The organism is Ancylobacter sp. FA202, assembly GCF_000380205.1.
In the GTDB taxonomy this organism is placed as follows: domain Bacteria; phylum Pseudomonadota; class Alphaproteobacteria; order Rhizobiales; family Xanthobacteraceae; genus Ancylobacter.
On sequence record NZ_KB904818.1, the window covers coordinates 4669838 to 4683014 of the forward strand.

The 13177-nt window shown below is 69.0% G+C and carries 10 protein-coding genes; 1 reads left to right on the forward strand and 9 read right to left on the reverse strand.

Translation table 11 applies throughout. From position 1 onward, the window contains the following. Positions 1 to 15: 15 nt before the first annotated feature. The 9 genes from A3M1_RS0121765 to ytfQ all read right to left on the reverse strand — a co-directional run bounded on the left by A3M1_RS0121765 (position 16) and on the right by ytfQ (position 10589). The gene (locus A3M1_RS0121765; protein ID WP_018391100.1) at positions 16 to 942 is read right to left on the reverse strand and encodes a Gfo/Idh/MocA family protein; all 927 of its coding nucleotides are present in this window, start codon (positions 940 to 942) and stop codon (positions 16 to 18) included. Beyond that, positions 939 to 2537: an aldehyde dehydrogenase (NADP(+)) gene (locus A3M1_RS0121770; protein WP_018391101.1), complete on the reverse strand. Its 1599-nt coding sequence runs from the start codon at positions 2535 to 2537 to the stop codon at positions 939 to 941. Before A3M1_RS0121770 ends, A3M1_RS0121765 begins: the two co-directional genes overlap by 4 nt. Before the next feature lie 5 nt (positions 2538 to 2542). Next, a complete protein-coding gene (locus tag A3M1_RS0121775; protein ID WP_018391102.1) occupies positions 2543 to 3475 on the reverse strand; it encodes a dihydrodipicolinate synthase family protein in 933 nt (310 codons plus the stop codon). 8 nt (positions 3476 to 3483) lie between these two features. Next, positions 3484 to 5232, reverse strand: a complete 1749-nt coding sequence (locus A3M1_RS0121780) for an IlvD/Edd family dehydratase (RefSeq protein ID WP_018391103.1) — start codon at positions 5230 to 5232, stop codon at positions 3484 to 3486. Positions 5233 to 5244: 12 nt separating this feature from the next. Further along, positions 5245 to 5979: a FadR/GntR family transcriptional regulator gene (locus A3M1_RS0121785; protein ID WP_018391104.1), complete on the reverse strand. Its 735-nt coding sequence runs from the start codon at positions 5977 to 5979 to the stop codon at positions 5245 to 5247. Next, complete coding sequence (gene yjfF / locus A3M1_RS0121790) at positions 5976 to 6968, reverse strand: galactofuranose ABC transporter, permease protein YjfF (RefSeq protein WP_018391105.1); 993 nt, start codon at positions 6966 to 6968, stop codon at positions 5976 to 5978. Before yjfF ends, A3M1_RS0121785 begins: the two co-directional genes overlap by 4 nt. Further along, complete coding sequence (locus A3M1_RS0121795; protein WP_018391106.1) at positions 6965 to 7975, reverse strand: ABC transporter permease; 1011 nt, start codon at positions 7973 to 7975, stop codon at positions 6965 to 6967. The genes yjfF and A3M1_RS0121795 overlap by 4 nt, the downstream gene beginning before the upstream one ends. Positions 7976 to 7986: 11 nt before the next feature. Further along, positions 7987 to 9522 carry a sugar ABC transporter ATP-binding protein gene (locus A3M1_RS0121800; protein ID WP_018391107.1) on the reverse strand — a complete coding sequence of 512 codons (1536 nt, stop codon included), beginning with the start codon at positions 9520 to 9522 and terminating at the stop codon, positions 7987 to 7989. Between the two features lie 101 nt (positions 9523 to 9623). Further along, positions 9624 to 10589, reverse strand: coding sequence for a galactofuranose ABC transporter, galactofuranose-binding protein YtfQ (gene ytfQ / locus A3M1_RS0121805; RefSeq protein WP_018391108.1), 966 nt, complete (start codon positions 10587 to 10589; stop codon positions 9624 to 9626). A gap of 330 nt (positions 10590 to 10919) precedes the next feature. Between ytfQ and A3M1_RS0121810 the strand changes: the two genes are divergently transcribed. Continuing rightward, on the forward strand, positions 10920 to 13115 hold the full coding sequence (locus tag A3M1_RS0121810; protein WP_018963960.1) for a methyl-accepting chemotaxis protein: 2196 nt from the start codon (positions 10920 to 10922) through the stop codon (positions 13113 to 13115). Positions 13116 to 13177: the final 62 nt, after the last annotated feature.

Sequence of the window (13177 nt, forward strand, 5' to 3'; positions counted from 1 at the left end):
TGGGGGGTCCTCGGCTCAGTCGTGGAACGGCGCGACGTCGATGCGCCGGCCCAGCAGGAAGGCATCGGCGACGAGCTGAAGCGGAGCGAGGTCAACATCCGACCGCCCCGTCTCAACCAGTTCGACGAAGTGCTTGTAGATATTCCGGTATTCCGCTTCGGGCTGGGCGCTCAGCACCTGCCCGTCCAGCGTCAGCTTCGCCCCGCCCTGCGCCAGCAGCAGCGCGCCCCGGTCGGTCTCGATGGCGATGTCCCAGCTCTGCGGCCCGGTCTGCAGGAAATCGAGATCGGCCCGCACCGCCAGCCCCGCCGCATCGGCCAGATCGACCGTCGCGGCGATGGGGGCGGAGCAGTTGGAGGGGAAGGACAGTTCCGCCCCGGTGACGAACACCGCACGCGGCAGGATGGCGGTGAGGATCGACAGCGCGTTGATGGCGGGGTCGAACACGCCGAGCCCGCCCGGCTCCCAGATCCAGCGCTGGCCGGGATGCCAGACCCGGACATCCTCCTTCCAGGTGATCGTCACCGCGCGGGCCGGCACTTCGCTGAGGAAGGCGCGGGCCGGCTCCACCGCCGGGGCAAAGCGCGAATGCCAGGTGGCGAACAGGGTGCGGCCCGACGCCTGCGCCGCGGCGACCAGCGGGCCGAGCTCGCTCACCGTCGCGCCGGGCGGCTTCTCCAGCAGCACATGCTTGCCAGCCTTGAGCGCCTGCGCCGCGAGATCGTGCCGGCCCTGCGGCGGGGTGCACAGCGCCACCGCGTCGATGGGCTCGCCACTCGCCAGCAGATCGGCCAGCGTGGCGAAATGGGCGACGCCGTCGAGCGAGGCGTTGCGGCTGGCGACCGCGACCAGCTCGATGCCGTCAGTCGCGGCGATGGCGGGCAGGTGCTGGTCGCGGGCAATCTTGCCGAGGCCGACAAGGGCGAGGCGGATCGGGCTCATGAGCGTGCCTCCCCGGCGGGCTGAAGCGCGCCGTCGACAAGGCGGGGCAGGCCGAGCGGATTTTCCGCCCGCACGACGGCGGGCAGCAGCGCTTCCGGCAAATCCTGGTAGCAGACCGGGCGCAGGAAGCGGCGGATGGCGAGCGTGCCGACGGAGGTCGAGCGCGGGTCCGAGGTCGCCGGGAACGGGCCGCCATGCACCATGGCGTGGCAGACTTCCACGCCGGTCGGCCAGCCATTGGCGAGGATGCGCCCGGCCTTGTCCTCCAGCACCGGCAGTAGCCGGGCGGCGAGGGCGTGGTCGCCGGCCTCCAGATGCAGCGTCGCGGTGAGCTGGCCTTCCAGCGCCCCGGCCACCGCCGCCATCTCGTCCGCATCCGCGCAGCGGATGACCAGCGAGGAGGCGCCGAACACTTCATGCGACAGCACCGGCTCGCGCAGGAACGCGGCTGCCTCGGTGACGAACAGCGCCGGGCGGCAGCTATTGGGGCCACCCTCAGCGCCATGGGCGAGTTCGGTGACGTCCGCCTGGCTCTCAAGCGTCACGACGCCCTTGGCATAGGCGCCGGCGATGCCGGGGGTGAGCATGGTGGCCGCAGGGGCGGAAGCTACCAACGGGGAAGCGGCGGCAATGAAGCGGTCGAGCGCCGGGCCGCTGAGGGCGATGACGAGGCCGGGATTGGTGCAGAACTGGCCGGCGCCCATGGTCAGCGAGCCGACAAAGCCGGTCGCCAGCGCCTCGGCACGCGCGTCCAGTGCCGCCGGCAGCAGGAAGACCGGGTTGATGCTGCTCATCTCGGCGAAGACCGGGATCGGCTCGGGCCGGTTGGCGGCGATGCGGCACAGAGCGAGGCCGCCGGCGCGCGAGCCGGTGAAGCCGACCGCCTTGATGCGGGGATCGGCCACCAGCGCCGAACCCAGTTCATGCGAGGTGCCTGTCACAAGCGAGAACACGCCTTCCGGCAGGCCCGCCGCAAGGACAGCCGCGCGGATGGCGCGGCCGACCAGTTCCGAGGTGCCGGGATGGGCGGGGTGGCCCTTGACGATGACCGGGCAGCCCGCCGCCAGCGCCGAGGCAGTGTCGCCGCCGGCGACCGAGAAGGCGAGCGGGAAGTTCGAGGCGCCGAACACCGCCACCGGGCCGAGGCCGATATGACGCAGGCGCAGATCGGCGCGGGGCAGGGGCGTGCGGGCGGGCAGGGCGCTGTCGAGGCGCGGCTCGTCCGCCCCGCCGGCGCGCACCCAGCTGGCGAACAGCCGCAGCTGGCCCGTCGTGCGGCCGCGCTCGCCGGTGATCCGGGCGATGGGCAGGCCGGTTTCCTCAGCGGCGCGCGCGATCAGCGTGTCGCCCAGCGCCTCGATATTGGCGGCGATGGCGTCGAGAAAGGCCGCGCGCGCTTCCGGCGTGGTGGCGCGGTAGAGCGGGAAGGCGCTCGCGGCGAGCGCGGCCGCCTGCGCCACCTCGGCCGGGCCAGCCTCGGTGAAGGCCGGCTCCAGCGCTGCGCCGGTGGCGGGATCGACGGCGAGGAAGGTCGCGTCGCCGGTGAGGTCGCGGGAGCCGAGAAGGACGGCGCCTGTTATGTCGGTCATGGTCATAGCGCTCACTTGCCCCACCTCAATACCATAGGGTCCAGCCGGCGCGCGAGCTCGATCAGCCCGGCGCGGGTGGCGGGGTGCACCGGCGGCAGCGGGGCGCGCAGCGTGTCATGCTTGATGACACCGCCCTCCTGCATCAGGATTTTCGCGGTGGCGAAGCCGGCCTGCCGGTTCTCGTAATTGATCAGCGGCAGCCAGCGCATATAGGCGTCGAGCGCCGCCTCGCGGTCCCCCGCGACATAGGGGTCGAGGATCTGGCGGATGCCATCGGGATAGCCGCCGCCGGTCATGGCGCCGGTGGCGCCCGCGTCGAGGTCGGCCATCAGGGTGATTGCCTCTTCGCCGTCCCACGGGCCGACAATGGACTCGCCGCCGGCCTCGATCAGCGCCCGCAGCTTGTTCGCCGCCTGCGGCACCTCGATCTTGAAATAGGCGAGGTTCTCGATTTCCTGCGCCATCCTGGCGAGGAACGGCACGGAGAGCGGCGTGCCGGCGACCGGGGCGTCCTGCACCATGATCGGAATGTCGATGGCGTCGGACACCGCCTTGTAGAAGGCGTAGACGGAAGGCTCCGGCACGCGGAAGGTGGCGCCGTGATAGGGCGGCATCACCATCACCATCGCCGCCCCCGCCTCCTGCGCGCGCCGCGAGCGCTCGGCGCAGACATGGGTGGCGAAATGGGTGGTGGTGACGATAACAGGCACCCGGCCGGCCACATGTTCCAGCACCGTCCGCATCACGAGGTCGCGCTCGTCGTCCGCCAGCACGAACTGCTCGGAGAAATTGGCGAGGATGCACAGGCCGTGCGAGCCGGCATCGATCATGAAGTCGATGGCGCGCTTCTGGCCCTGGAGATCGAGTCGGCCCTCGGCGTCGAACACGGTCGGGGCGACCGGGAACACGCCCTTATACGGGCCGGCGGCGGAAAGGATGGTCATCCTGCACCTCAGTGATTGTCGCGGGGAACGGGCGAACCCGAACGCCCCACCAGAAAGTCGAAATCCGCGCCGCGATCGGCCTGCAGCACATGGTCGATGTAAAGCCGCTGATAGCCGCGCGTCGCGTGCGGCTCCGGCGCCACCCAGGCGGCGCGGCGGGCCGCCATTTCCTCCTCGCTCACATGCAGGTGCAGCGAGCGGGCGGGCACGTCGAGCGTGATGAGGTCGCCGTTCTTCACCAGCGCCAGCGGCCCGCCGGCGGTGGCCTCGGGGGCGACATGGAGGACGACGGTGCCATAGGCGGTGCCGGACATGCGGGCATCGGAAATGCGGATCATGTCGCGCACGCCCTCGCGCAGCAGCTTGGCCGGCAGCGGCATGTTGCCGACCTCGGCCATGCCGGGATAGCCCTTCGGCCCGCAATGCTTCAGCACCATGATGCAGGAGGCGTCGATGTCGAGCGTCTCGTCATTGACGCCATGGTGCATCTCCTCGACGCTCTCGAACACCACGGCGCGGCCGGTGTGCACCATCAATTCGGGCGAGGCGGCGGAGGGCTTGATGACGGCGCCATCCGGGGCGAGGTTGCCGGTGAGGATGGCGATGCCGGCTTCCGGCTTGAACGGCGTCTCGAACGGGGTGATGACCTCGGCGTTCCAGTTCGGCGCCGTGGCGACATTCTCCCAGATCGTCCGCCCATTGGCGGTGACGGCGTCCTTTTTGAGCAGGCCGCGCTCGCCCAGCGCCCGCAGCACCGCTGGCAGGCCGCCGGCATAGTAGAAATCCTCCATCAGGAAGCGGCCCGAAGGCATCAGGTCGACAAGGCAATGGATGTCGCGCCCGAGCCGGTCGAAATCCGCCAGGTTAAGCTCGACGCCTACGCGGCCGGCGATGGCGAGCAGATGCACCACCGCATTGGTCGAGCCGCCAATGGCCGCCAGCGTGCGGATGGCGTTCTCGAAGGCTTCCCGGGTGAGAATGTCGGAGGGCTTCAGGTCCTCCTGCACCATGTCGACGATGCGCCTTCCGGCCATCCGCGCCAGCAAATTGCGGCGGGCGTCGACGGCGGGGATGGCGGCGTTCTCCGGCAGGCCGATGCCGAGCGCTTCCACCATCGAGGCCATGGTGGAGGCGGTACCCATGGTCATGCAGGAACCGGACGAGCGGTTCATGCCCGCTTCCGCCTCGTGGAACTCCGCCATGGTGATCTCGCCGGCGCGCAGCTGCTCGCTCATCGAGATGATGTTGGTGCCTGAGCCGATGATCTGGCCGCGATAATTGCCGCGCAGCTGCGGCCCACCGGACACGCCGATGGCCGGCAGATTGGCGGAGGCCGCGCCCATCAGCAGCGCCGGCGTGGTCTTGTCGCAGCCCATCAACAGCACCACGCCGTCGAGCGGGTGGGCGCGGATCGCCTCCTCCACATCCATCGAGGCGAGGTTGCGATAGAGCATGGCGGTGGGGCGCATCGTCACCTCGCCGAGCGAGGAGACGGGAAACTCCAGCGGATAGCCGCCCGCATCCAGCACGCCGCGCCGCACATGCTCGGCGAGATCGCGGAAATGGATGTTGCAGGGGGTGAGTTCCGACCAGGTATTGCAGATGCCGATCACCGGGCGGCCGTCGAAACGGTCCTGCGGCTGGCCGGAATTCTTCAGGAAGGAGCGGTAATAGAACCCCATCTTGTCCTGCCGGCCGAACCAGGCCTGGCTACGCAGCGTCTTCTTGTTGTCGTTGGTCGATCCGTCATCGCTCATGTCGGCACCTGTTCAGCCGGCCGCGCCGTGGCGGCGCAGGCCGTTGAAAATCACATTGGTCATGGCGGCGGCGGCGGCCTCCGCATCGGCATCGGCAATCGCCTCGACGATGCGCTCATGGGCGGCGACCGCGATGTCGTGCTCGCGCGCGTCGCCGGGGGCGGAGAGCACGAAGGAGGCGCGCAGCGCCGCCTCGATGACAGCGCCGATCGAGCGCATGAAGGGGTTTCCCGAGGCGGTGGCAACAGCCACATGCAGCGTCAGGTCGGCCTCGGCGAAGCTCTCCGAGGCGCCGGGCTGGTCCTTCATCCGCGCCACCGCCTGGCGCATCAGCGCGAGGTCGTCGGCGCTGCGGCGTTCGGCGGCCAGCGCGGCGGCGCGCGGCTCCACCGCGAGGCGGATTTCCGAGAGGTCGCGCAGGAAGCGCTTGTCGATGCCGGCATCGAGATGCCAGGCCAGCACGTCGGCGTCGAACATGTTCCAGGCGGCGCGCTCGCGCACCACCGTGCCGACCCGCGCCTTGGTGGAGAGCAGGCCCTTGGCCACCAGCGTCTTCACGCTCTCACGCAGCACCGGCCGCGACACGCCGAAGATCAGCGTCAGCTCGGCATCGCCCGGCAGCTTGGCGCCTTCGCCATAGCGGCCGGCGATGATGTCGATGCCGATGGTGCGCGCCACTTCCGCATGGTTGGAATGCGAGCGCCGGGCCGGGATGACAATGATCTGCGAGGCGTTGGGCGCGCTCATGGATGGGCTCCGGCCGGGGCGCGCCGCGAGCGGCGGGCCAGGTGCAACGTGAGCTGCTGGAAGGCGATGAAGGCGAACAGCAGCAGCCCGGTGGCGATCTTCGCCCACCAGCTCGACAGCATGCCGTCGAAGCTGATGTAGGTCTGGATCAGGCCCTGGATCATCACCCCGAGGAAGGACCCGAAGATGAAGCCGTAGCCGCCCGAGAGCAGCGTGCCGCCAATCACCACCGCCGCGATGGCGTCGAGTTCCACCCCCACCGCCGAGAGCGAATAGCCCGACGAGGTGTAGAGCGAGAACACGATTCCCGCGAGCCCGGCCAGCACGCTGGAGAGGGTATAGATCAGCACCGTGGTGCGCCCGACATTGATGCCCATCAGCCCGGCGGCGGTGCGCGAGCCGCCCAGCGCATAGACATTGGCGCCGAAGCGGGTGAGGTGCAGCAGCACCATGCCGGCGAGCACGACGACCAGCATGATGAGCGCCGGCACGGTGAGCCGCGCCCCGGCGCCGAACCGCAGCGCGTGTTCGGACAGATGGGCATAGAGGTCGGCGGTGATCGGCAGCGATTCCGTCGACAGCAGGAAGCTCACCCCGCGCGCCAGGAACATGCCCGCCAGGGTGACGATGAAGGCCGGTAGCTCGAAATACTGGATGATCGCACCCATGGCCGCGCCGAAGGCGGCGCAGATGACGAGGATGAGCACGAAGGCGGCGAGCGGCGGCACGCCCCAGCGCTCGATGGCGAGGGCCAGGAACACGGTGGTGAAGCCGATCACCGAGCCGACCGAGAGGTCGATGCCGCCTGAAATGATGACGAAGGTCATGCCCACCGCGACGATGACGAGGAAGGCATTGTCGGTGAGCAGGTTCATCACCACCCGCAGCGAGGCGAAATTGGGGTAGATGAGCGAGCAAACCACGAAGCCGGCAAGGAACACCGCAGCCGTGGCGAGCACCGGCGTCAGCCGGCTCAAGGAGCGGATCATGGGCGCCTGCCTCCGGATTTCGAGCGGTTGAACAGCACGCCGAGCCCGGCGAGATGCCCGCCAAGGCGCGGCGACTGGGCCAGCAGCACGGCGAGCACCACCACCGCCTTCACCACCAGATTGGTCTCGGGCGGAAAGCCGGAGAGCAGGATGCCGGTGTTCATCGCCTGGATGATGAAAGCGCCGACCACGGCGAGGAGGATCGAGAAGCGCCCGCCGAACAGCGAAGTGCCGCCGATCACCACCGCGAGGATGGCGTCGAGCTCCAGCCACAGCCCGGCATTATTGGCGTCGGCGCCGAGAATATCGGCGCTGGCGACGATACCAGCCAGCGCCGCGCACAGGCCGCTCCACATATAGACCGCGACCGTGATGAACCTGGTGCCGATGCCCGCCAGCGCGCTGGCGCGCGGGTTGCCCCCCGTCGCCTCGATCATCAGGCCGAGCGCGGTGCCACGCACGAGGAGCAGCGTCAGCGCCATCATGCCGAGCGTCAGCACGACGGGCGTCGGCAGGCCGAGCACCGAGCCACCGCCGAGAAAGGCGAGATCGGGCGAGGTGAAGGTGACGATGCGCCCCTCGGTGATCAGCTGGGCGATGCCGCGCCCCGCCACCATGAGGATCAGCGTCGCGACAATCGGCTGGATGCCGAGCACGGCAACCAAGAGCCCGTTCCACAGGCCGCAGAGCAGGCCGGCACCAAGAGCGGCCGCCAGCACGACGGGCAGGGAATGGCTGTCGGCGAGGCTGGCGGCGATGGCGCCGCAGATCGCCATGACAGCGCCGACGGAAAGGTCGATGCCGCGCATGGCGATGACAAGCACCATGCCGATGGAGAGCAGCGCCACCGGCGCGCCGCGGTTGAACACGTCGATCAGGCTGCCGAACAGCCGCCCGTCCTGCAGGCGGATGTCGAAGAACTGCGGCGAGACGATCCAGTTGGCGACGAGGATCAGCCCCAGCGCGACGATCTGCGAGGTGCCGATGCGGGGAAGACGCAATGCCATTCCGCCCTCCCTCACGCCGCATCCGCGCAGGCGGGCGCCTGCGCGATGGTGGCGAGAATGGTGGACACCTCGATCTCCGCCCCGCTCAGCCGGGCGACATGGGCCCGGTCGCGCAGCACCACGACCTCATCGGCATAGGTGACGAGTTCCTCCAGCTCGGAGGAGACGACGAGCAGCGCCATGCCCTCGCGGCAGAGGTCGCGGATCAGCCCGATGATCTCCGCATGCGCGCCGACATCGATGCCGCGCGTCGGCTCGTCGAGGATCAGCAGGCGCGGGGCGGTGGCGAGCCAGCGCGCCAGCAGCACCTTCTGCTGGTTGCCGCCCGAGAGCAGACCCACCGGGCGCTCGGGATCGGGCGGGCGGATGTCGAGCAGGCCGATGAACTTCGCCGCCAGCGCGTCCTGCTCGCGGCGAGAGAGCGGGGAGAGCGCGCCGCGCCGGGCCTGCAGCGCCAGCGCGATGTTCTCGCGCACGGTGAGCTCGGCGACGATGCCCTCGGTCTTGCGCTCCTCCGGGCAATAGCCGAAGCCGAGCGCCATCGCCTCGCGCGGCGAGCCGATGGCGGCGCGGCGCCCGTCGACTTCCGCCTGGCCGCAATCGGCCGGGTCCACCCCGAAGACGAGCCGCACCGTCTCGGTGCGGCCGGAGCCGAGCAGGCCGGCGAGGCCGACGACATGGCCAGCGCGGAGCGAGAGATCGAACGGGGCGATGGTGCCCGCCTTGCCGACCCCCCGGAAGGTGGCGACATCGGCGCGCGACTCGCCCGCGCTGGCAGGCGGACGTCGCGAGGTCGCCTCGCTCAGCTCGCGGCCGAGCATCAGGCGGACAAGGTCGAGGCGGGGAAGCTCCTCCACCGGCGCGCTGCCGGCGAGGCGGCCATTGCGCAGCACGGTAATGCGGTCGCAGATGGCGTAGACCTGATCGAGGAAATGGGTGACGAAGACAATGCCGATGCCGCGCGCCGCCAATTGGCGCATGGCGGCGAACAGCACCTCGACCTCATGCGCATCGAGGCTGGCGGTCGGCTCGTCGAGAATGAGCACGCGCGCCGACTGGTCGACGGCGCGGGCGATGGCGACGATGTGCTGGATGGCGACCGAATAGCTCTCCAGCGGCGCGCTCACATCGATGGAAAGGCCGAACTCGCTCAGCAGGGCGCGGGCGCGCCGGCGCATCTCACCCTCGCGCACCAGCCCGAACCGGGTCGGCTGGCGGCCGAGAAACAGGTTCTGCGCCACCGAGAGATTGGGCGCGAGATTGACCTCCTGGTAGACGGTGGCGATGCCGGCCGCCAGCGCATCCTGCGCCGAGCGGGGGGTGATCGCGACGCCGTCGAGCGTCATCGTGCCGGCATCGCGCGCCACCACGCCGGTCATCGCCTTGATGAGGGTGGACTTGCCGGCGCCGTTCTCGCCCAGCAGCGCGTGGATCTCGCCCGCCCGCAGGGTGAAGTCCACGCGGTCCAGGGCGGTGAAGCCGGCGAAGGATTTCGAGAAGCCGGTGAGCGCCAGAAGCGGTGGCGGCAGCGTTTCGGTGGCGTGCATGGCGGCCTCGGAAGCGGCAGGAAAGCGGCGCGAGCCGGCCGGAGGAAGAACCGGCTCGCGCGGGGCAGGAGCTGCGGGCGAGGGGCCGCAGCGGCGCCCGCTCAGTAACCGAGGTCCTTCTTGGATTCGTAGACCGCCATCGGGTTGTCGGCCTGGGTGTAGAGCTTGGATTCCGTCTGGATCCACTTCGGCGGCACGGTGCCCTTTTCCTTGAAGGCGATCACGGCGTCGAAGGCGGGGCCGGCCATGTTGGGGGTGAGCTCGACCGTGGCATTGGCCTCCCCGGCCGCCATGGCCTTGAAGATGTCGGGCACGGCGTCGATGGAGACGGTGAGGATCTCGGTGCCCGGCTTCAGCCCGGCTTCCTTCATCGCCTGGATGGCGCCGACCATCATGTCGTCATTATGGGCGTAGACGGCGCAGATGTTCTTGCCGCCGCCTTCCGCCTTGATGAAGCTCTCCATCACTTCCTTGCCCTTGGCACGGGTGAAGTCGCCGGTCTGGCTGCGCACGATCTTGACGTTGGAGGCGCCGGCGATGCCGTCCTCAAAGCCCTTCTTGCGGTTGGTGGCGACGGAGGCGCCGACCGTGCCCTGAAGCTCCACCACATTGCACGGCTTGCCGGCGGCGGTTTTCACCAGCCATTCACCGGCCACCTTGCCTTCATGCACGCTGTCGGAGGTGACGGCGGTGAGGTACAGATCCTTGCCGGCGGGGTCGATGTCGCGGTCGAGCAGCACGACCGGAATCTTCGCCTCCTTGGCCTCCTTCAGCACCGAATCCCAGCCGGTGGCGACGACGGGGGCGAGGAAGATCGCGTCGACGCCCTGGGCGACGAAGGAGCGGATCGCCTTGATCTGGTTTTCCTGCTTCTGCTGGGCGTCGGCGATCTTGAAATTGATGTTCCGCTTCTTGGCCTCGGCCTTGGAAACGGTGGTCTCCGCCGCGCGCCAGCCCGATTCCGAGCCGATCTGCGAGAAGCCGATGGTCATGTCGGCAGCCTGCGCGCCGACGGAGAAGAGCGCGCCGGAAACGGCGGACGCAAGCAGCAATGCCCTGAGATTCATTGGCGTTTCTCCCGTGAGATCTAGCCGTCGCGCCACTTGCGGGTGCTTGCCGGCGGGGAATCTATGCCACAGTCTGGAAGGGCTGAATAGTCATACTGTTTGACTTTTTAACGTAACAGCCGGAGCGCGCACCGCGCCTTCCGCTACCGGCGACCACGCCCGCGCCGGGCGACCGCTGCGGGCGCCGCCCCCGTGTCCGGGACGTTCGAGCACATGCTTTTCTGGCTGCCTCCAGGGTCCGTAACACTACCTATGCGGGGATAAAACCCGCCTGACGCAAGCTCCGACACGGACCGTTCGCGCCTCTTAAAAGTGAAGGAACTGGCGCCGGTGAACATCCATTCCGTGAAATTCAAAATCATATCTCTTTCCGCCGTATGCGTTCTGGCGGCGACCGGCGCCCTTGTCGGCTATGGCATCTATTCGGCGGCGCAGACTTCAAATTACGTATCAGGCAGCGTCGAGAATCTTCTGGAGCGACTGAGCCAGGAATCGCTGCAGCGGCTGGCCTCCACTCAGGCCGGCATCGTTCAGACCGAGGTTGATTCCGCCTTCAACGCAGCGCGCAACATGGCCCGCGCGCTGGAAGTGGTGGCAGGCAAGCCCGACCTCGGCGGCTCGCCGATGGACCAGCGCCGGGCGCAGCTGAACGCCGTTCTGCTCGGCGTGCTGAAGGACAATCCCCGCTTTAACGGCACCTACAGCGCCTGGATGCCGGGCGCGCTCGACGGCAATGACAACGGCTTCACCGGCCGCAAGGACGTTGGCTCCGACGCCACCGGGCGCGCGCTGCCCTACTGGACGCGCGACGCGGACGGGAAGATCGCGCTGCAGCCGCTGGTGGAATATGACAGCCGCGACCTGCACCCGAACGGGGTGATGAAGGGCGGCTGGTTCATCGGCCCGCAGACCGATGGCAAGGAGAGCATCCTCGCGCCGCTGCCCTATATCGTCCAGGGCAAACCGGTGTTCCTCGCCACCATGTCCGTGCCGATCACGCTGGGCGGGGTGTTTGCGGGCGTCGCGGGCGCCGACTTCGACCTCTCCTTCGTGCAGGCCCTCGCCGAGAAGGTCGACGCGTCGATCTATAATGGCAAGGGAACGGTCTCAATCGTCACCAATGCCGGGCTGGTCGTTGCCTCCAGCGCCAAGCCTCAGGCGATCGGTGGCGCGTTCGGCGACATCGAGCCGGATGCGGCCAATGACATGTCCATCCTGCGCAACGGCCAGTCGGTGGTGAAGGTCGATGCCGGACAGGACCTCCTGAAGGTCTACGCGCCGATCGCCCTCGGCCGCACCGGTGCGAGCTGGTCGCTCATCATCACGGTGCCGCAGGCGCTGGTGATGGCGGAGGCCCTGAGCCTGCGCGATGCGCTGCAGGAGCGCGCCGAGGTCGACCTGTTCTGGCAGGTTGTCTCAGCGATCAGTGTCACCGTGCTGGCCCTGGTGGCGATGGCCTTCGTGGCGAGTGGCGTCTCCGGCCCGATCTCGCGCCTCACCGCCGCGCTGCGCCGCATGGCGTCGGGTGAGCAGGTCGCCGAGATTGCCGGCGCCGACCGCAAGGACGAGATCGGCGACATCTCCCGTGCCGTCGACCAGATCCGCCTCGGCATCGAGCAGAAGGCCCGGCAGCAGGCGCTCGACGTCGAAGCCAGCCGCCTGCGGCAGGACGAGGAGCGGCGCGCGACCATGCTCAAGCTGGCCGACGGCTTCGAGAACGCCATGGGCGAAGTGGTCAACGGCGTCGGCTCAGCCTCCACCCAGCTCTCGGGCGCCGCGCAGACCATGACCTCGGCCACAGAGCGCGTCGCCGGCGAAACCGGCACGGCGGCGGCCGCGTCCGGGGAGGCGGCGTCCAATGTGCAAACCGTCGCCTCGGCGGCTGAGGAACTGGCCTCCTCCATTGCCGAGATCAAGCGGCAGGTGGACGATTCCGCGCGTGTCGCCGCGATGGCCGCGAGCGAGGCCGATTCCACCGCCACGAAGGTGCGGGCACTTTCGGCCTCGGCCGGCAAGATCGGGCAGATCATCGATCTCATCCGCAATATTGCCGGCCAGACCAACCTCCTCGCACTTAACGCCACCATCGAGGCGGCGCGCGCCGGTGATGCTGGCAAGGGGTTCGCGGTGGTGGCCACGGAGGTGAAGCAGCTGGCCGAGCAGACCTCCCAGGCGACGGCGGAAATCGAAGCCCAGATCACCGAAATCCAGGCGGCGACAGCCAGCTCGTCCACCGCGATCGTGGTGATCACCGACGTGATCGGGCAGATCAATACCATTGCCGGCACCATCGCCGCCTCGGTCGAGCAGCAGGGCTTCGCCACCCGCGAGATCGCGCAGAATGTGAGCCGCGCTTCGCAGGGCACCGAGCAGGTGGCCAGCAACATCCTCGGCATCAACAGCGCCGCCTCCGATTCCACCCGCGCCGCGACGCAGGTTCAGGACGCCGCCGCCGCGCTCGCCCAGCAGTCCCGCACCCTGCGGGCGGTGATGGACGGGTTCCTGGAGACCGTTCGCGCTGCCTGAGCGACTCGTCCCGCCCGCGTCCAGCACGCGGGCGGGAACGGGAGCCGCATCGGGAAGTTCTT

What these genes read in the sequence shown, in the direction of transcription:
- A3M1_RS0121765 (WP_018391100.1), bottom strand. Translation starts at nt 942, where the DNA reads ATGAGCCCGATCCGCCTCGCCCTTGTCGGCCTCGGCAAGATTGCCCGC.
- A3M1_RS0121770 (WP_018391101.1), bottom strand. Translation starts at nt 2,537, where the DNA reads ATGACCATGACCGACATAACAGGCGCCGTCCTTCTCGGCTCCCGCGAC.
- A3M1_RS0121775 (WP_018391102.1), bottom strand. Translation starts at nt 3,475, where the DNA reads ATGACCATCCTTTCCGCCGCCGGCCCGTATAAGGGCGTGTTCCCGGTC.
- A3M1_RS0121780 (WP_018391103.1), bottom strand. Translation starts at nt 5,232, where the DNA reads ATGAGCGATGACGGATCGACCAACGACAACAAGAAGACGCTGCGTAGC.
- A3M1_RS0121785 (WP_018391104.1), bottom strand. Translation starts at nt 5,979, where the DNA reads ATGAGCGCGCCCAACGCCTCGCAGATCATTGTCATCCCGGCCCGGCGC.
- yjfF (WP_018391105.1), bottom strand. Translation starts at nt 6,968, where the DNA reads ATGATCCGCTCCTTGAGCCGGCTGACGCCGGTGCTCGCCACGGCTGCG.
- A3M1_RS0121795 (WP_018391106.1), bottom strand. Translation starts at nt 7,975, where the DNA reads ATGGCATTGCGTCTTCCCCGCATCGGCACCTCGCAGATCGTCGCGCTG.
- A3M1_RS0121800 (WP_018391107.1), bottom strand. Translation starts at nt 9,522, where the DNA reads ATGCACGCCACCGAAACGCTGCCGCCACCGCTTCTGGCGCTCACCGGC.
- ytfQ (WP_018391108.1), bottom strand. Translation starts at nt 10,589, where the DNA reads ATGAATCTCAGGGCATTGCTGCTTGCGTCCGCCGTTTCCGGCGCGCTC.